Annotated in this window: 13 protein-coding genes and 1 pseudogene; 11 read left to right on the forward strand and 3 right to left on the reverse strand. The window is 66.1% G+C overall.

Going from position 1 to position 19,299, the window contains the following annotated elements; translation table 11 throughout:
• The first annotated feature begins 22 nt into the window (after nt 1–22).
• The 6 genes from DV733_RS00830 (at nt 23) to DV733_RS00855 (ending at nt 6,553) form a co-directional block, all read left to right on the forward strand.
• A complete protein-coding gene (locus DV733_RS00830; protein WP_049993300.1) occupies nt 23–958 on the forward strand; it encodes a 1,4-dihydroxy-2-naphthoate polyprenyltransferase in 936 nt (311 codons plus the stop codon).
• Nucleotides 955–2,013 (forward strand): mandelate racemase/muconate lactonizing enzyme family protein, encoded by a 1,059-nt coding sequence (locus tag DV733_RS00835; RefSeq protein WP_049993301.1) that lies wholly within the window; start codon nt 955–957, stop codon nt 2,011–2,013. Before DV733_RS00830 ends, DV733_RS00835 begins: the two co-directional genes overlap by 4 nt.
• 12 nt (nt 2,014–2,025) lie before the next feature.
• Nucleotides 2,026–3,522 carry an o-succinylbenzoate--CoA ligase gene (menE, locus tag DV733_RS00840; RefSeq protein WP_049993302.1) on the forward strand — a complete coding sequence of 499 codons (1,497 nt, stop codon included), beginning with the start codon at nt 2,026–2,028 and terminating at the stop codon, nt 3,520–3,522.
• 48 nt (nt 3,523–3,570) lie between these two features.
• Entirely contained in the window at nt 3,571–4,869 is a 1,299-nt protein-coding gene (locus DV733_RS00845; RefSeq protein WP_049993303.1) for a M28 family peptidase, read from the forward strand.
• A gap of 53 nt (nt 4,870–4,922) precedes the next feature.
• Nucleotides 4,923–5,690, forward strand: a complete 768-nt coding sequence (locus tag DV733_RS00850) for a diacylglycerol kinase catalytic domain-containing protein (RefSeq protein ID WP_049993304.1) — start codon at nt 4,923–4,925, stop codon at nt 5,688–5,690.
• A 407-nt stretch (nt 5,691–6,097) separates the two neighbouring features.
• The gene (locus tag DV733_RS00855; protein ID WP_049993305.1) at nt 6,098–6,553 is read left to right on the forward strand and encodes a DUF7313 family protein; all 456 of its coding nucleotides are present in this window, start codon (nt 6,098–6,100) and stop codon (nt 6,551–6,553) included.
• Nucleotides 6,554–6,782: 229 nt separating this feature from the next.
• On the opposite strand, the gene DV733_RS00860 is transcribed toward DV733_RS00855, so the two are convergent.
• The 3 genes and pseudogenes from DV733_RS00860 to hmgB form a co-directional block, all read right to left on the reverse strand.
• Nucleotides 6,783–7,415 (reverse strand): hypothetical protein, encoded by a 633-nt coding sequence (locus tag DV733_RS00860; protein ID WP_049993306.1) that lies wholly within the window; start codon nt 7,413–7,415, stop codon nt 6,783–6,785.
• A 159-nt stretch (nt 7,416–7,574) separates the two neighbouring features.
• Nucleotides 7,575–7,730: pseudogene (locus DV733_RS17905) on the reverse strand (hydroxymethylglutaryl-CoA synthase); the annotation flags it as partial.
• A gap of 119 nt (nt 7,731–7,849) precedes the next feature.
• The gene (gene hmgB, locus DV733_RS00870) at nt 7,850–9,184 is read right to left on the reverse strand and encodes a hydroxymethylglutaryl-CoA synthase (protein ID WP_049993307.1); all 1,335 of its coding nucleotides are present in this window, start codon (nt 9,182–9,184) and stop codon (nt 7,850–7,852) included.
• A 105-nt stretch (nt 9,185–9,289) separates the two neighbouring features.
• Here hmgB and DV733_RS00875 point away from each other — a divergent pair, with 105 nt between their 5' ends.
• The 5 genes from DV733_RS00875 to idsA3 all read left to right on the forward strand — a co-directional run bounded on the left by DV733_RS00875 (nt 9,290) and on the right by idsA3 (nt 19,257).
• The gene (locus DV733_RS00875) at nt 9,290–10,369 is read left to right on the forward strand and encodes a Gfo/Idh/MocA family protein (RefSeq protein WP_049993308.1); all 1,080 of its coding nucleotides are present in this window, start codon (nt 9,290–9,292) and stop codon (nt 10,367–10,369) included.
• A 40-nt stretch (nt 10,370–10,409) separates the two neighbouring features.
• Nucleotides 10,410–14,129, forward strand: coding sequence for a glycoside hydrolase family 97 catalytic domain-containing protein (locus DV733_RS00880; RefSeq protein WP_202594269.1), 3,720 nt, complete (start codon nt 10,410–10,412; stop codon nt 14,127–14,129).
• Between the two features lie 124 nt (nt 14,130–14,253).
• A complete protein-coding gene (locus tag DV733_RS00885) occupies nt 14,254–16,521 on the forward strand; it encodes a glucodextranase DOMON-like domain-containing protein (RefSeq protein ID WP_049993309.1) in 2,268 nt (755 codons plus the stop codon).
• Nucleotides 16,522–16,871: 350 nt separating this feature from the next.
• Entirely contained in the window at nt 16,872–18,212 is a 1,341-nt protein-coding gene (locus tag DV733_RS00890; RefSeq protein WP_049993310.1) for a ribonuclease J, read from the forward strand.
• A 4-nt stretch (nt 18,213–18,216) separates the two neighbouring features.
• Nucleotides 18,217–19,257: a geranylfarnesyl diphosphate synthase gene (idsA3, locus tag DV733_RS00895; RefSeq protein ID WP_049993311.1), complete on the forward strand. Its 1,041-nt coding sequence runs from the start codon at nt 18,217–18,219 to the stop codon at nt 19,255–19,257.
• Nucleotides 19,258–19,299: the final 42 nt, after the last annotated feature.

Raw genomic sequence — 19,299 nt, forward strand, 5'->3', positions numbered from 1 at the left:
GGCCCACCCCAAATCGAATACAATGAGTACCGAGGTCACCCGACGGAAAGCCTGGCTGATGGCCGCGCGGCCACAGACGCTGCCGGCGGGCGCGTCGCCGGTCATCGTGGGCGTCGGACTGGCCGTCCACGCCGGCGTCGCCGCACCGCTCCCGGCGCTCGCGGCACTGATCGGCGCGCTGTTGCTCCAGGTCGGGACCAACTTCGCCAACGACTACTACGACGCCGTCAAGGGCGCTGACACCGACGAACGCGAGGGATTTACCCGTGTCACGGCTGGCGGGCTGATCGAACCCGCGCGAGTCAAGCGAGCGATGCTCGTCACCTACGGCCTCGCGGTCGTCGTCGGACTCTACCTCGTCGCGATCGGCGGCCTACCGATCCTCGTGGTCGGGCTCTCTTCGATCGTCGCCGGGATCCTCTACACGGGCGGGCCATACCCCTACGGCTATCGCGGGCTTGGCGATCTGTTCGTGTTCGTCTACTTCGGTGTCGTCGCCGTGACAGGGACCTACTACGTGCAGGCGGTCGCGACGATGGACGTCGGGCTCTTGCCGGTCGGGATTCCAGCGGGCAGCGTCCCGGTCGACGCTGTCGTGGCGAGTCTGCCCGCGGCCGGACTCTCGACGTGCATCCTCGTCGTGAACAACATCCGGGACATCGAAACCGACCGGACCGCCGGCAAGCGGACGCTCGCGGTGGTGCTGGGGTACACTGGCGCGCGGATCGAGTTCCTCCTGCTGGCGGGCATGGCCTACGTCGTGCCCGTCGCATTCGCGCTCGACCCCGACTACGGGCTGGCCGCACTGGCCCCGCTGCTGACGCTCCCGCTGGCCGCGATGGTCGCGAAGACGGTGCTCACGGAGCGTGATGGCGAGGCGCTCAATCCCGCCCTCGAACGCACCGGACAGACGATGTTCACGCACGCGCTGCTGTTCGCAGCGGGGCTGACACTATGAGGATCGACTCCTTCTCGCTGCGGCTGTCCGACCCGCTCGCGACGTCTGCGGGGACGATCGAGGCCCGTGACGGATTCACCGTCAGCTATCGCCACCGCGGCCACTCGGGCGTCGGCGAAGCGACGCCGCTGGCCGGCTGGACGGAGTCGCTGGAGGAGTGTCGCGGGGCACTCGACCGCGCGGCCGCGGCGGCCGACGAAGACGCCAGCGCAGAATCCGGGACCGGCCACGGCGCGGCACTGCTGGAACTCGACGCCGCCGAGACGCCCGCGGCCCGTCACGGCTTCGCGAGCGCGCTTCTCGACGCCGACGCTCGGGCAGACGGGGTCCCCCTCTACGAGTGGTTCGCGCCCGACGCCGACACCGTGCGGTCTGTGCCGGTCAACGCGACACTCGGGGACGCGCCCGTCGACGAGACGGTCGCAGCCGCCGAGGACGCCGTCGAATCTGGCTTCGGCTGTCTGAAGATCAAGGTCGGGGCGCGCCCGGTCGAAGAGGATATCGAGCGGGTCCGGGGGGTCCGGGAGTCGGTCGGTGAGGGCGTCGAGCTCAGGGTCGACGCCAACGCCGCCTACGATCGGGAGACGGCCCGCGCGGCCATCGACGGCTTCGCGAACGCGGCCGTCGCATACGTCGAACAGCCACTTCCGGCCGAGGACCTCGAGGGGCACCGCGACCTCCGGGGGAACGGAGTCGGGATTGCGCTCGACGAGAGTCTCACTGACTGCATCGCCCAGGAGATCATCGACGCCGACGCGGCGGACGTGCTCGTGCTCAAGCCGATGGTCGTCGGCGGCCCGGGCAACGCCCACACCCTCGCGATGCGAGCGCGGGATCACGGAATCGAACCAGTCGTCTCGACGACCATCGACGGCGTCCTCGCCCGGACTACTGCGGTCCACGTCGCAGCCGCGATCGACGACATTCGGCCCTGCGGGCTGGCGACCGCCGACCGACTGGCCGAGGACCTCGGCCCCGACCCGTGCGCTGTCGAGGATGGCCGAATCGCCGTCCCACAGGAACCCGGCCTCGGGGCGGAGGTGGCCGATGTCTGAGGGAGGGAGCCGATGACCGACCGCTGGCCACGCTACGACGTGCTCACCCACCGTGCGCGAACCACCCCCGAGCGCACCGCGCTGATCGACGCCGACTCGGGCGAGCGCTGGCGCTATCGTGCCCTCGACGGCGCCGTGGATTCGCTCGCGGCGAGTCTGGACGACCTCGGCGTCTCGTTGGGCACGCGAGTCGGCATCCTGCTCTCGACCGGGCCGACGTACGTCCGGTTGCTGCACGCGATCTGGCGACTCGGTGGGGTGGCCGTCCCGCTGAACGTCCAGAAAACCGACGCGCAACTGGCCGCACAGGCCCAGCGCGCAGCTGTGGACCTGCTGGTCTGTAGCGGTGAGACGGCGGCAAGCGCGACCGAACTCGGCGTCGATCCGGCCGTCTCGATCGACGACGCTGCCGATGTCGAAACCGCGACCGGCGTCGCCCCGCTCCCGGACGCCGCTGCCGAAACCCTCGTCCCGATCGCTCGTGATGTCGATAGTCTCGCACTGCTCCTGTTCACTTCGGGGACGACCGGCCAGCCAAAGGGTGTGCGACTGACCCGTGAGAACCTGCTCGCGAGCGCCGAGGCGTCGGCCTACAGACTGGGCGTCAAGCCGGGCGATCGCTGGCTGTGCTGTCTCCCGATGTATCACATGGGCGGGCTGGCTCCGGCCGTCCGCACGGCGCTCTACGGCACGACGCTGGTCGTCCAGCGAGAGTTCGACGCCAGCGAGACGGCTGCCGTGATCGACGAATACGAGATCTCGGGCGTCTCCCTCGTCCCGACGATGGTGAAACGAATGCTCGATGCTGGCTGGACGCCCCCGAAGAATCTCGACACGGTGCTGCTCGGTGGCGCGCCGGCCAGCGAGTCGCTGCTCGAACGCGCGCTCGACCGCGAGGTTCCCGTCTATGCGACCTACGGCACGACCGAGACGGCCTCTCAGATCGCGACCGCGAGCCCGCAGCAGACCGCCGACTGTCCCGGCACGGTCGGCCAGCCACTCGTCACCACCACGATCAGAATTCTCGACGGCGACGAGCCGGCCGACGTGGGTGAGACGGGTGAGATTGTCGTCTCCGGACCGACGGTGACGCCGGGCTACCTCGACGAGGATCGGACGACCGAGGCGGTCGACGACTACGGATTCCACACCGGCGACGTGGGCTATCGCGACGCGGACGGCCGGCTGTGGATCGTCGGCCGACTCGACGACCGGATCGTCTCCGGTGGCGAGAACGTCGATCCCGAAGTGGTCGCCGGGGCGATCCGCGAGCACCCAGCAGTCGACGAGGTCGCCGTCGTCGGCCTCCCGGACGAGGAGTGGGGCGAGCGCGTCGCGGCGCTGGTCGTCGGCGCAGTGGATACGGACGAAATCCGCGAGCACTGCCGCGAGCGACTGGCGGAGTTCGAGGTTCCCAAGACGGTAGTCGTCACCGACCGGATTCCGAGAACACCCTCGGGGACGGTCGACCGCGAGGCCGTCCGGGAGCGACTTCGCGGTGCGGACTGACGGAGGGAAGCGGCCAACACATAAGGCCCGTCTCTCCCACTCTCGGGCATGGACTGGATCTCCGAAACCTTCAGGAGTGACGTGGGCTGGTCACACCTCGAATCGCTGGTCGACGTCGGCAGCCGAATGGCCGGCAGCGACGGCGAGCGGCGTGGCCTCGAACTGACACGTGACGCGCTCGAGTCGGCGGGCGCTCGCGAGGCTCGAATCGAAGAGTTCGACATCCAGGGGTGGGCGCGCGGGACGAGCCAGATCGTCGCCGGCGACACGATCCGGGACTGTATCGCGCTCCCGCGGAGCCCCAGTGGGACTGCCCGAGGCCGATTCGTCGATGTCGGCCACGGACTCCCCGAGGATTTCGAGGACGCCGATCTGGAGGGATCGGTCGTCATGGCCGACAGCACCGTCCCAGGATGGTACGACCGCTCTCTCCACCGCCGGGAGAAGTACTACCACGCCGTCGAGCGCGGAGCGGCGGCGTTCGTCTTCCGCAATCACGTCGAGGGGTGTCTCCCACCGACGGGCAGCGTCGGCCGCGACGACGCACCGATCGGCGAGATTCCTGCCGTCGGCGTCAGCAAGGAAGTGGGGAGTCGACTCGCCCGGCGGTTCGACGGCGAGGAGGTCACCGTCGAAGTCGAGGCCGACGTCCACGACGCGACCAGCGGAATCGTCCGGGCCAGCGTCGGTCCGGAGACCGACGAGCGCTTGCTGCTGACGAGTCACGTCGACGCCCACGACATCAGCGAGGGCGCGATGGACAACGGGGCCGGCACCGCGACAGTCGTCGAGATCGTGAACGCGCTCACCGCCCGCGAGGCCGAGCTCGACACGCGGGTCGCGATCGCCTGTTTCGGCGCCGAAGAGGTCGGCCTGAAAGGCTCCGAACACCTCGCGGAGACGACCGACCGGGAGTCGATCCGCGCGGTCGTCAACCTCGATGGAGTCTGTCGCTCCCGAACGCTGTCGGTGACGACTCACCACGTCGACGCGCTCGCGGCGGCGACCAGGCGGGTGCGCGACCGGTTCGACCATCCGATATCCATCGATCCGACGATGGTCCCCCACAGCGACCACTGGCCGTTCGTCGCCCGCGGCGTGCCGGGGCTGATGGTCGCCAGCGAGAGCGGTGCCGACCGCGGGTGGGGCCACACCGCCGCGGACACGCTGGAGAAACTCGAAAAGCGTGACCTCCGCGAGAGCGCCATCCTCCTGACCGAACTCGTCGTCGAACTCGCCGATTCTGACGAGTCGATCCCGCATATCGATGGTGAGGACGTCGCGGAGTATCTTCGTGCGGAGGGTTACGCCGAGGGGATGCGCCGGACCGGCGACTGGCCGTTCTAGGTCGACGGCGTCGGTGCGGAGGGTTTTTGCCTGCCCTCACCGACCCCCGAAGTATGAGTAACGGGCGGACGGACGGCCGGAAGATCTGGGTCGTCGGCGACGACGCACTCACACTGCCGTCCGGCGTCGAGCGCGCCGCCGGGATCGACGAGGCCGACGTCGCTGTCGCCGTCGGTGAGTCGGCACTCCTGAATCTCGCCCGTGAAGGGTGTTCGACACCGATCTTGCCCGTCGATGCAGGTGCTGGTGTTCGCGCAATCGACGCTGCCGCCGTCGGGTCGGCTCTCGACAGCGTCCGCGCAGGAGAGGCAACCCAGACCGATATTCCGATCCTCGCGGTCGACGTCGATGGCGAGCGCCGCGGCAGAGCGCTCATGGACGTGATGCTCGTCACGACCGAGGCCGCCCACATCTCGGAATTCGCGGTCGAGACACCCAGAGAAGAGGTGGCCGAGTTCCGCGCCGACGGCGTCGTCGTCGCGACCGCAGCGGGGACGAGCGGCTACGCCAGTCGCCTCGGTGCGCCGGTGTTCGCACCGGAGGTCGAGGCCGCCGCAGTCGTCCCAGTGGCCGCGTTCGCGACGTCACTGGACCACTGGGCCGTCCCGTTGTACGATGGCGATTCACTGGCCCGGATACAGGTGACCCGGGAAGAAGCAGGCGTCTCGCTGCTACTGGACGACCAGATCGATGGGACCATCCCGCCGTTCACGGACGTGACGGTCACCGTCGACGGGTCGCTATCGATTCTCGGCGTCCCGGAGAGTCCGTCCTGTTTCCAGTGCGAGGATCGACCGCCGCGCGGCGACGACGAGGCGTGAGGACGGTAGCTAATTTGGAGAAAACTACCACAGGCACGCACCCGGCGCGCCCTTGTGCGCGCCGGGACGGGCGAGAGACGAGCGCTCGAACGAAGTGAGAGCGTGAGTCGGTTGGAGAGCGAGCGGCGCGAGGGAACGAAGCGCCGCTGTTCGGACGAGCGGGGAGGTACGACCCGCGAGGAGGGTGTGGCGCTGTGCTACGGTGCGGTCCTGCTGCGCTGATCCGCCTAGCGCGAGCAGTGCAAGTCGTTCGCACCATCCCACTCGTGCTTTTTCGGCCCCTTCCCAACCATCCCACTCGTGCTTCTCCTGGTCTTTCCTGACCACCCAACACTCACACCCACCTCTCGAAAGCACGGAAACCGGAAGTGGAAACATCTTAATGGACCTGGCTCACAGATAGCGATATGGCAGGTCCAGCGTACCAACTCCCCGGGCCACTCGGGATCCTCGACTCGGTCATCGGCGCGACAGCGGTGATCGAGTACATCCTGCTCGGGTTGTTGCTCCTGAACATCGTCACGCGGATCGTCGCACACCGCCGCCACCTCGCGGAAGCCGACGAGGGCGTCGAATCGCTGTCGAGACACCCACTGCACGTCGCCTCGAACGTTCTGCTGTTGCTGGCGTCGTTCTACTACACGACGCTGCACCAGCACGCCGGCATCGTCGCGACCTCGCTCGTCGTCGGGATCTTCATCACCGACTTCTTCGAGTTCGAAGCTCGCAACGTCGAACTCCGTCGTGAGGTCCCACTCGACCGCCCCAAAGGCGCGATCGCCGCCTCGCTACTGGCGTTCCTCTACATCGGCTATCTCAGCGCTTTCCAGTACGTCGCCCCGATCTGGAACGCGGTCGTATAGCACCACTTTTTCCTGCACGGGGTTTCCTCGGTCGCCTCCGGCGACCTGCGGGAACAGCGTGGCGGCTTCGCCGCCACGTCATACGGTTGCGGGCCGCTGGCCCGCAACCCGCGCAAAAACGTGGGGAAAAACACGCTTCACGCTCGACGCTCCGCGTCTCGCGTGAAGTGAAACGGCGCTCGCTTCACTCGCGCCGTATGCTACACTGGCCCGCAACGAGAGAGACAAACTACGGTACACCCTGGGTTCCAAAGGTGAGATAGGTGATCCACCCAGCCAGGAGCGCAATGAAGGTCACGAACACACCAAACAACAAAGGAATATATCTGAGACCGGCGAGTGGACCGCCGCCCGCGTCGGCCGTGAGTTTGTACCACGCCGAGTCGTAGCGAACGAACGCGTAGCCCGGCCCGCCAACGTCAGTGGGACTCTCGTCCTGAAACTCGGCGGGACTGGTTCGGGTCGTATATGCCCCGGCGCTCTCCAACGTCGAGAGAAACACCCTCTGTGCGTCGGGAGACAACTCGTCGAACTCGTAAGGACCACCCATCTCTGTTCCGGGGATCGACGTCGTCAGTCGCTCGGGTGTGTCAGGCGGCGTTTCCTGATCGGCAGACGACCGCTCCGACGGCGGTTGTTCGGCCTGAGCGGTGTATTCGACTCCGTTGAGCTCACGGTCAGCCAGTTCGTACCCGACAACGGTCCCGAATCCTGCGGTCAGCCCGAGGCCCAACAGGATGATGGCGGGGACATGAGATGTAGTCAATTCCTGCTCTCGGAATCGCCGGATGATAAACACGGCCAGCCCACCGAGCCAGATCAGCCCGACGATCGTGATGAGAGACAAACCAAAGAGGATCATCAATTCGTACCAGCAACACCTACTCCTGTAGAAAAATATTTTGTGGAGATATCGCCTGCACTGAAAGCGCTTGACATCCGAGTGTAGAAGAGGATTCCTCCGCGGGTCGCATCCGTTCCCCGCTCCGGTACGAGGTTCTTCGCTTCGCTCAGAACCTCGCTACTCCACGTAGGTGTACTTCCGCTCGCCCATCCGCCCCCAGCCGTCGAAGACGAACTCGCCTTCCGGCGTCGTGCAGGCGTCGATATCTGTGGATTCGTCGTGGTTGTGCACGTCGTGGATCTGCTGCGACCACTTTTTCCTTCGTCGGGTTTCCTCGCGAGCCTTCGGCTCGCTGCGGGAACCTCTCCTCGGAAAAACATGGGGAAAAACGACCTGCTGGCTCCCGATAGTCGCCAGCAGTGAAACGCCTCGCAACGCTCGGCGTACGCCAGCTACTCCACGTACGTGTACTTCCGCTCGCCCATTCGGCCCCAGCCGTCGAAGACGAACTCGCCTTCCGGCGTCGTGTAGGCGTCGATATCTGTGGATTCGTCGTGGTTGTGCACGTCGTGGATCTGTTCGTACTGCTCCCAGGAGATGTCGTAGCGCTCGACCAGCTGGTCGTCGATGTTCAGCGCCGCGATCTCATCTTCCCAGCCGGGCTGGACGGTCTCGGCGTGGATCTCCGCCTGAGCACCCGACCCGTACGAACACACGAGGAGCTGCTCGTTATCGAGGTCGATCCCGTTCTCCCGAGCGTGTTTCAGCCCGCCGATCCGGGCGACGTGGACCGAGCCGGTGTACCAGTTGCCCACCTGCGCGGAGACCTCGAGAGTCGGCTCGATCGTCCGCGAGTACCACTCACTGTAAAGGTCGGTTTCGGTCAGCTTGTCCGTGTACTCCTTCAGGGCGTCACGATACGCCTCCTCGTCGTCGAACGCCTCGGGGCGGGGCTGGCGGCCGATCTCCTCGGCCAGTTCCTCCTCGACGTCGGTGTCGCGAGCGACGTGGCGATACCCCAGGGCGGCGGCCTTCCGAACCATCCCCGGGAACGGCGTGTGGAACGGGACGAGTGCGAAGTCGTCCGGGTGGGTCGGCGTCTGCATCTCGAAGTCCTCCAACGCTTCGCGCATCCGCATGAGATAGACCTGCATCGAGCGCTTGCCGTCGACGCTCGGGAACTGCTGATTGGGTTTGAGGAAATCCGTCTCGTCGGCGCTGCCGAAGCCCTGCTCCGGCTCGATCACGGTCAGGTCGGGATCTTCGTCGATGAGCATGGCGACTGCACCCGCGCCCTGCGTGGCCTCGCCGGGGTCGCCACGCTCGTAGAGTGCGGTGTCGGTCGCGATCACCAGCGCCGCGCGGCCGCGATTCTTGCCCGCGGCGATCCAGTTGACGGCGTCGTCGATGCTCTGGGTGCCCGCGATACAGGCGAACTTCCGCTCGCCCTTGTTCGCGTGGTGGAAGTCGCCGTCGTAGACCTGCTCCAGACAGCCGGCGACGTACGTCGAGACCGGCTTGGAGTGGTCGAACGCGCTCTCGGTGGCCACGTCGATCCGGCCGATGTCCTCCGGCGCGAGGCCCTTGCGGTCCATCAGGCGCTTGGCCGCGTTGGCGGCCATCGTCACGATGTCCTCGTAGGCGTCCGGGAACGAGGAAGCGTGCAGTCCGAGCCCCTTCGTGTACTTGGCGGGGTCGTCGTCTTTCTCGTCGGCGAACGTCTCCGCGAGATCGAGCTTGAGTTTGCCGCTCCGGAACTCGGCTGCGTCGATGCCTACGTCTGTCATGTTCACCTCATTCTCCGCGGAACTGGGTTAAGTGTTTGTCGACTACTGTTACGACGATCGTCGAAATTCAGTGGGGTTTTTGTCCGACGGGCGTCCCACACCAGTATGGCACAGCGAGTGATTCACGTCGGCTGCGGCGGCTGGGGCGCGATGTGGGTCGGTGAGTTCCTCCCGGCGAACGTCGAAGACGACACGATCGAGGTCGTCGCGGCCGTCGATCAGGACCCCGAGGCGCTCGAAAACGCGAACCGCGATCTCGATCTTCCCGACGAGCGCTGTTACACCGACGCCGAGACAGCCTTCGAGAGCCACGACGCCGAGTTCGCGACGCTCGTCGTCCCGCCTGAGGTGCGCAAACCGCTGGTCGAGGCCGCGCTGGCGCACGATCTCGATCTCCTGACGGAGAAACCGATCGCGCCGACGCTCGCCGAGGCTGTCGAGATTGCGGACATTGTCGAGCAAGCGGGTGCGAGGATGGCGGTCACGATGAGCCACCGCTTCGACCGGGACAAGACGACGCTGCGGCGACGCATCCAGCGTGGTGAGTACGGCCCGCTGGACTACCTCGTCTTCCGGTTCACCCAGCGCTATCGCCAGCGCGACGAGTGGGTCGCGGGCCGACCGTACGAGATGGACCACCCACTCCTGGTCGAGGGCGGCGTCCACCATCTCGATCTGCTGGCATCGCTGGCGGGCGCGAAGTGCGAACGCCTCTACGCGCGCACCTGGAATCCCGAATGGAGTGACTTTTCGGGCGATTCCCAGGCGCTCGTGACGATGGAGTTCGAAAACGGCGTTCACGCGACCTACGAAGGCGCGACGACGAACGCCGTCTCGATGAACGGCTGGAACAACGAGTACGTCCGCGCGGAGTGCCGTGACGCCACGTTGGAACTCGACGCCCGGGAGTTGACGGCCTATCCCTACGATCCCGACGCCGAACCACGGCATACCGCCTCCGGGCCGCCCGAGGGCGAGACGATTCCACTGGACGACCGCGAGAAGTGGATGAATTCGTGGTTGATCGAGCAATTTTGCCAGTGGCGAGCGGGTGGCGAACCGATGCCGACGCGGGTCTCGGAGAACCTGCAATCCGTCGCGTTGATCGAGGCCGCGATGCGCTCGAGCGAGCGCGACGAACCCGTGGCGGTTCAGGAGTTACTCGAACACGTCCGGCGGGAGTGAGGACAGTAGATTTATCGGGACGTGTCCAATTGGGTTTCGTGTGCCTTCCGAACACCCCCCACATATCGACCGCCGCGACTTTCTCGGCGGGCTGTCGCTGACGGCAGCAGCCGCGTTCTCGCTGACTGTTCCGGCCCAGGTCGCAGCGCGCGTGACCGACGGCCAGGACGACCCCGTCCAGACTATCTCCTCACCGGACGGATCGATCGAGGTCACGGTCGACGTCGGCGACGGTTCGCTCACCTACAGCGTCACCCACGACGGGACGACCGTCGTCGGCGACTCGGCGCTCGGGTTCGCGTTCCAGAACCAGCCGGCGTTCGGCGACGGCCTGGCCGTCACCGGGAGCGAACGCGCGACGACTGACCAGACCTGGACGCCGGTCTGGGACCAGTACGACGAGATTCGAAATCACCACGAGGAACTGCGGATCGGTCTCGAAGAGTCGAGCGATCCGGGTCGGTCGCTGACCCTCGCGGTCAGGGCCTTCGACGACGGCGCCGCCTTCCGGTACGTCTTCCCCGAAGACAGTGGGTTCGGCGACTTCGTCATCACGGGCGAACGGACGCAGTTCGCCTTCGAGGGCGACCACACGAGCTGGTGGATCCAGAACGACTACAACAGCTACGAGTACTCCTATCGAGAGACGCCGCTGAGCGAACTCGGCTCGGGAACGTCCTACGAGGGCGCGCACACGCCGCTGACGATGCGGACCGAAAACGACCGCTACGTCAGCGTCCACGAGGCCGACCTGCTGGACTACGCGGCGATGGGACTCGAACCGACCGAGACGGCGACCACTCTTGAGTCGGATCTCGCGCCGCTGCCCGACGGGACGAAAGTGACCGCCAGCGCCCCCCACCGCACGCCCTGGCGGACGATTCAGATCGCCGACCGACCGGGCGCGCTGATCGAGTCGAATCTGATCGTCAACTGTAACGAGCCGCTCGATCCCGAGCACTTCCCGCAGGGGACCGACTGGATCGAACCGGCGAAGTTCATCGGTATCTGGTGGCTGATGATCACCGGGCGCGCGAGCTGGCAGTACCGGGGGCCGACCCAGGGCAACCACGCCGCCCAGACCGAACGGATGAAACAGTACATGGACTTCGCCAGCGAGCACGGGATCCGATCGGTGCTGGTCGAGGGCTGGAACCAGGGGTGGGACTCCTACCCCGGCAGCGGCGACACGATGGACTTCGACCAGTCCTACGAGGACTTCGACCTGGAGGGAGTCACGGACTACGGTCAGTCGCTGGATCCGCCGGTCGAGATGACCGCCCACAACGAGACGTCGGGCAACATCTCGCGATACGAGTCGCAACTGGCCGAAGACCCCAACCACTTCGCCGACTACGACGACCTGGGAATCCACTCGATCAAGACCGGCTACGTCGCCGACAACGGGGTCCGAATCGACGGCGAGATTCACAGCCACCACTGCCAGCCCCTGGTCAACCACCACCACCTCGTCTACCGCGAGGCCGCGAAAAACCGACAGATGCTCGAAGTTCACGAGCCGGTCAAGCCGACTGGCGAGCGCCGGCGCTTCCCGAACGTCATGACCAAAGAGGGCGTTCTCGGCCAGGAGTACGACTCCTTCGGGACGAACAGCCCGAGCCACCACGTGACCTTCCCGTTTACCCGGATGCTCGCCGGACCCGTCGAGTACACGCCCGGCATATTCGACATGGACTCGGGCTCGGGCGGCATCGAGACGACGCGAGCCAAACAGCTCGCGATGTACCCGACGTACCTCAGCGGCCTGCACATGGTCGCGGACCTCCCGAGTTCGTACCTCGCCGACCAGCCCGCGACGCTGTCGGTCGGCGGCGTCAGCCAGGCCGAGTTCGCTGAACTCGGTCCCTTCAGTGCCGAGGCCGCCTGGGGTCACGCACAGGGCGAACGCTACGTCCCCGTCGATCGCTCTAGCGGCTCGACCGGCTCGCGACTCACCTGGACGGTCGAGGACGTGCCCGAAGCCGGCGAGTACGACGTTCACGTCCGGTACGCCAACGGGACCGGCAGCGAGGGGACGCTCTCGGTCGTCGCGGGCGACAGCGAGACCCAGGTGACGTTCCCCAAGACCGACCACTGGGACGTCTGGAACAGCGTCTCGACGACGATGGCGCTCGATGCGGGAGACAACACCGTCGGGCTGAAACTCGCTGCCGGCGATTCGGGACGGATCAACGTCGACGCGATCGCAATCAGTCAGCCGGGCGAGTCGATGCCCGAACCGGAGACGGCCCCGATACGGGGCCCGACCGTCGAGGAGTTCCAGTTCGTCGAAGACGTACCGGCGGCGGGCTGGGACGACACACGCGTCCTCGATTCGGTAATCGGGGAGTACACCGTCACTGCCCGCCGGAAGGACGAGGAGTGGTTCGTCGGCGTCATGACCGGCGACGACGCCCGCGTGCTCGACGTCCCCCTGGAGTTCCTCGACGACGCCCAGTACGTCGCTGAACTCTACGGCGACGGCCCCGACGCGGCCTTCGACACGAACCTCGACGACGTCAGCGTCGAGGCGGCCCTCGTCGACAGGCAAACGACGCTGCTGGCCTCGCTGGTCGGCAGCGGTGGCATGGCCGTCAGACTCCGGCCGGCAGACGCGGACGACCAGGAGACGCTGTCGAGTTACGAGCGACCGACCCAGAACGTGAGCGCGTCGATCGACAGCGAGACGCTCACTAGCCAGCCGTTCGCGACGGTGACCGTCGCAAACGAGGGGACACACGTCGGCGGAACGGAGATCGAACTCCTCGTCGATGGGGAGGTCGTCGAAGCGCTGAACGCACGGGCTGGGCCCGACGAGTCCCGGACGATCTCGCTCGGCCATCGATTCACCGAAGGCGGAACCTACGAGGTCGAGATTCGGACGGGAGAGACGACGATCGCCACCGAGTCCGTGACCGCGATCCGACCCCAGTCGGTCGCCGCGTTCCTCGACGGCTTCGGCGACGACGGCGGCCCCGGCGAGTTCACCTATCCCAGCGGGTCGGCCTACAGGAGCGGAGCGTTCGACCTGCAGTCGTTCGTCGTCACGTCCACGCCCGACCGGGCACGGTTCGCATTCGAGGTCGCGACCCTCTACGACGCCCGCGAGGCATCTCGTGGCTTCTCGCCACACATGTTCGTGCTGTGGGTCCACGACCCGAGTGCCGACGGCGGGCGGACCAGCGCTCGCGACGACCTCGGCGCGAACGTCGACTTCCAGCGGTCGTGGCACTACCGGGTCGCCGTCAGCGGCTCGACGGCGAGCGTGATCCGGGCGGACGGTTCGACGCTCGTCGAAACTGCCGAGATCGATACGCTCGTCGATATAGAGGGGAACACGGTGACCGTCGCTGTCCCGCGATCGGCCTTCGATGGCGAGGTGTCGACGTTCTCGGTCGCAGCGGGCGTCCACGCTGGGGCCGACGGCACGCTCATGGCGGTCGCCGCCGAGGCCAGCGAGTCGGCGTTCGGCGGGGCCGACCCGGTGGAGAACGCACCTCGTCTCAGCGACATCGTCACTCCCTCCGATGTCGAGCAATCCGAGGCACTGAGTTACGGTTCCGACGACCGCGCGTCGCTGCCGTTCGTCCCGCTCGGCGAGGGGGCCGACGACGGCGGTGAGACGACACCGTCCGGGTCGGGCGACGGGCCCGGATTCGGCGTCGTCTCGGGCGCGCTCGGGACGGCCGGCGGACTCGCCTACGGGATCCGGTCGCTGACGAACCAGGATGGCGGACCCGAGGACAGGTCAGACCACTAGGCCCCGGGAAGATCTGACTGTCGCACATCGCGAATCGGGATCGAATTTTGATTCACGGCTTTTGCTGTCGAATCTGTCGGGAAAACCGTGACCTTTTTAAAATCCAACTGTGTGGGCTGTAACCATGAAACGGCGACAGTACCTTGGTAGTATGGCTGGACTCAGTGCGGCTTCGGCACTCGGAATCCAGTCAGTGACGGCAGATTCGTCCTCGACAACGGCCAATCACGTCGGGACGATCCACGACGCGACAGGCGACGACGTCGGTCCGGGTACGTACACCTATCCGAACAACCTCTCGAAGGGTCAGCTCGACGTCGAGCAACTCGACATCGAGGACACCGAAGACAGCTGGGAGTTCACGGCTCACATGGGTCTGGTGAACAACCAGTTCGACAACGAGGCTGGATTCAGCACCCAGGTCATCCAGCTGTACTTCCAGGATCCGAACGCGCCCGAGGACGCCCCCTCCTCGTCGACACCGCGGCCGGGCGTCGTCTCGTCGTTCCAGGAAGGCTATCACTACCGCGCACACATCATGTCCGGCGGCTCGGTTCTGGAGACCCCCAACCAGGACCCGACCGCCGAGGAATACTCGCCGCTTGCGGAGCTGTCGGCGTCGGGAAGCGCCGAGAACGACACGATCAGCTTCTCCATTCCCAAAGAGCACTTCGACTCGGACCTGCGCGAGATGAAGGGCGCGATCATGACGTTCAGCCAGGACGGCTTCGGGACAGCCGGCATCCGTCAGGGATTCGCCCAGGAAGCGGCTGACTGGAGCTTCGGTGGTGCGAAGGCCGACTCGACGGATACCGCCCCCCGAATCCTCGATCTGGTCGGTCCGGACACGGTCGTCAACCAGTCGGGCGCGCTGGAGTACAGCGCCGACGAGGCGGCGAGCATCCCGTTGTACGAGTACGACGATCTGATCGACGGTGGGACGATCGCCGACCCCGAGGGTGACGACACTGGCCCCGGAACGTACACCTACCCGAACAACCTCTCGAAGGGGCAACTCGACGTCACCGGCGTCGACATCAACACGACGGCCGACGCCTGGGAGTTCACGGCTCACATGGGCCTAGTGAACAACCAGTTCGACAACGAGGCTGGATTCAGCGCCCAGGTCATCCAGCTCTACCTGCAGGATCCGAACGCGCCTGACGACGCGCCGACCTCGGCGACGCCGCGGCCGGGCGTGGTCTCGACGCTGCAGGAAGGCTATCACTACCGCGTGCACATCATGGCCGGCGGCTCCGTCCTGGAAACCCCCGATCAGGACCCGACCGCCGACGAGTACTCGCCCGTTGCGGAACTGTCGGCGTCCGGCGATACCGAGAACGACACGATCAGCTTCACGCTGCCAAAAGAACACATCGCGTCGGACTCGCTCAGCGAGCTGAAAGGCGTCATGATGACGTTCAGCCAGGACGGCTTCGGGACAGCCGGCATTCGCCAGGGCTTCGCCCAGGAAGCGGCCGACTGGAGCTTCGGCGGAGCAAAGGCCGACTCCACCGAGACCGCACCGCGGATCCTCGACCTCGTCGGTCCCGAGGACATCGTCGCACAGTCCGAGTCGCTGTCCTACAGCGCCGACGAGCCAGCGAGCATCCCGCTGTTCCCGATCACGTCGCTCGTGACCGGCGAGCAGTCGGTCTCGCTGACGGCGCTCGCGCCCCCGGCCGGTGAAGTGTGGGCCGGCCTGGAAGGTCAACTCGACGCGTCGAACTCCTCAGACCCGGACGGACAGACGTTGAGTTTCAGCTGGACACAGACCGGTGGTCCGGACGCGCCACTCTCGGATGCTGACACGGCCCAGCCGACGTTCACCGCACCGGAAGTCGACGAGCGGACGACGCTCACCTTCGAGGTCACAGTCACAGATCCGGACGGCAACAGCGCGACGGCGACGACGACGGCGACGGCCGTCCCCCAGTCCGAAAACGACGCGCCGGTCGCCGAAGTGGTGAACGGCAATCGCACAGTCTCACCCGGCGACATCGTCCTGCTGGACGGCACGCCGTCGAGCGACCCCAACGGCGGCACGCTGACGTTCCAGTGGGAACAGACCGGTGGCAGCCCGTCGGTCGAACTCTCCAACGCTGAGACGTCCGGTGCAGGGTTCACTGCGCCCGACGTCGACAGCGAAACGGAGCTGACGTTCACGCTCACCGTCAGCGACGGCCAGGGCAAGAGCGCCTCCACCGAGGTCACGATTACGGTCAGTGGCAGCGGCGGTGGCACGACCGATAGCGGCGACGGCGACGGCGACGGCGACACCGGTTCCGGGTTCGGCCCCGGCTTCGGTGCCATCGGGAGCCTCGTCGGCATCGCAGGCGGTGCGGCCTACGCCGGCAAGCGCCGACTGACCGGCGAGAGCGACGACGAGTAACGCACTCCGACCCCGTCCGACTTCGACGACGATTTTTTGTGGCGACTCGATAGCGAGCCCCAGCCGTGTGTACCGTCGCCCAGTGTCAACCCGCACCGTTTTTAACGGCTGGCGTGTAAGTGGTTCATAACCGAGCAGACGGCCGCCCGGCGTTCGGCGGCCGAGGGATGCGTCGACTTCGACGGTACGCGACGATCCGGTTCGACGGCGACGGCCGCGGTGGCCCGCCTATCCGAACCACGCCGGTCACCAGCGCCCGCGAACATCCGGAAGTCCGGACTGTTGGCGTCGCTGGAACCGGCACAGTCCCCCGGTCGCCGAGCCGCGTCGGCTGTTCTCGGAGGTAAACTATGGAAATCGAAATCGCTACGATCGGCGGCTACGAGGAAGTCGGCCGCCAGATGACCGCAGTTCGCGCCGGTGACGACGTCGTCGTCTTCGACATGGGGCTGAACCTCTCGAAGGTTCTCATCCACGACAACGTCGAGACCGAGCGCATGCACAGCCTCGACCTGATCGACATGGGCGCTATCCCGGACGACCGCGTGATGAGCGACCTCGAAGGTGACGTGAAGGCCATCGTGCCGACCCACGGCCACCTCGACCACATCGGTGCCATCTCGAAACTGGCCCACCGCTACGACGCGCCGGTCGTCGGCACACCATTCACGATCGAGCTGGTCAAACAGCAGATCAAGGGCGAGGAGAAGTTCGGCGTCCAGAACGACCTCGTGAAGATGAGCGCGGGCGAGACGATGGCCATCGGCGACGAGAACGAACTCGAGTTCGTCAACGTCACCCACTCCATCATCGACGCGATCAACCCGGTCTTGCACACGCCCGAAGGCGCGATCGTCTACGGCCTGGACAAGCGCATGGACCACACGCCCGTCCTTGGCGACCCGATCGACATGGACCGCTTCCGCGAGATCGGTCGCGAGGGCGTGCTGTGTTACATCGAGGACTGTACCAACGCCGGCAAGAAGGGCCGCACGCCCTCCGAGTCGGTCGCGCGACGCCACCTCAAGGACGTCATGTACAGTCTGGAGGACTACGACGGCGGTATCGTCGCCACGACCTTCTCCAGCCACATTGCCCGCGTGAAATCGCTGGTCGAGTTCGCCGACGACATCGGCCGCCAGCCCGTGCTGCTGGGCCGCTCGATGGAGAAGTATTCGGGCACCGCAGAGCGCCTGGACTTCGTGGACTTCCCGGACGACCTGGGGATGTACGGCCACCGCAAGTCCGTCGACCGCACGTTCAAGCGGATCATGAACGAGGGCAAGGAGAACTTCCTGCCGATCGTCACGGGCCACCAGGGCGAGCCGCGCGCGATGCTCACCAGGATGGGGCGCGGCGAGACGCCCTACGAGCTAGACGACGGCGACAAGGTCATCTTCTCGGCACGGGTCATCCCGGAGCCGACCAACGAGGGTCAGCGCTACCAGAGCGAGAAGCTGCTGGGCATGCAGGGTGCTCGTATTTACGACGACATCCACGTCTCGGGCCACCTCAACCGCGAGGGCCACTACGAGATGCTCGACGCCCTCCAGCCGGAGAACGTCATCCCGGCCCACCAGGATATGAAAGGCTTCGCCCCGTACGTCGACCTGGCCGAGAGCATGGGGTACTCGATGGGTGACGATCTGCACGTCACTCGCAACGGCAACCTGATTCAGCTGGTCGAGTGAGACCATGACCGAAGGTGCCGACGTCGACGCCGTGACGCGCGCGATCGCCGAGCGCCGTCAGCTCGTCAACGAAGCGATTCCCCAGCAGTTACCGATCAAACGGCCCGAGCGTCTCTACGAGGCCTCGCGATACCTGCTGGACGCTGGCGGGAAGCGACTGCGCCCGACGGTGTTGCTGTTGACTTCGGAAGCGCTGATGGACGTGCCGCCGCTGGAGGAGGACTACCGCGAATTCCCCGCCCCCAACGGGACGATCGACATGATGGTCGCCGCCGTCAGCGTCGAGATCATCCAGTCGTTCACGTTGATCCACGACGACATCATGGACGACGATGACATGCGTCGCGGCGTCCCGGCCGTCCACAACGAGTTCGATCTCTCGACGGCGATTCTCGCGGGCGACACCCTCTACGCGAAGGCCTTCGAGAACATGCTCGAAACGGGCGCGACCGCCGAGCGCTCCGTTCGGGCGCTCTCGGAACTGTCGACCACCTGTACGAAGATCTGTGAGGGCCAGAGTTTCGACATCGACTTCGAGACGCGCGAGGAGGTCACGACCGACGAGTATCTGGAGATGGTCGAACTCAAGACCGCAGTCCTGTACGCGGCAGCGGCCTCAATTCCAGCGATCTTGCTGGGGAAAGACGACGCGGTCGACGCGCTCTATCAGTACGGCCTGAACGTCGGCCGAGCCTTCCAGATCCAGGACGACCTGCTCGATCTGACGACGCCCTCGGAGAAACTGGGCAAGCAGCGCGGGTCGGATCTGGTCGAGAACAAGCAGACGATCATCACACTCCACGCGCGCCAGCAGGGCGTCGACGTCGACAGTCTCGTCCCCGAAGACGACGTCGAGGCCGTCGAGGAGGAGACGATCGAGCAGGCAGTCGCGACCCTCGAAGAAGCCGGGAGCATCGACTTCGCTCGCGACCTCGCCCACGACCTGATCGAAGAGGGCAAAGAGCACCTCCAGGTCCTCCCGGACAACGGGGCTCGTGATCGACTGGCCGACATCGCGGACTTCCTGGTCGAACGCGAGTACTGAGCTGCCGGCCGAAAGCGCCTCTAGCGGGTTTCTCGGAGGGTG

The sequence above is a fragment of the Halapricum salinum genome, from assembly GCF_004799665.1.
GTDB classification, from domain to species: domain Archaea; phylum Halobacteriota; class Halobacteria; order Halobacteriales; family Haloarculaceae; genus Halapricum; species Halapricum salinum.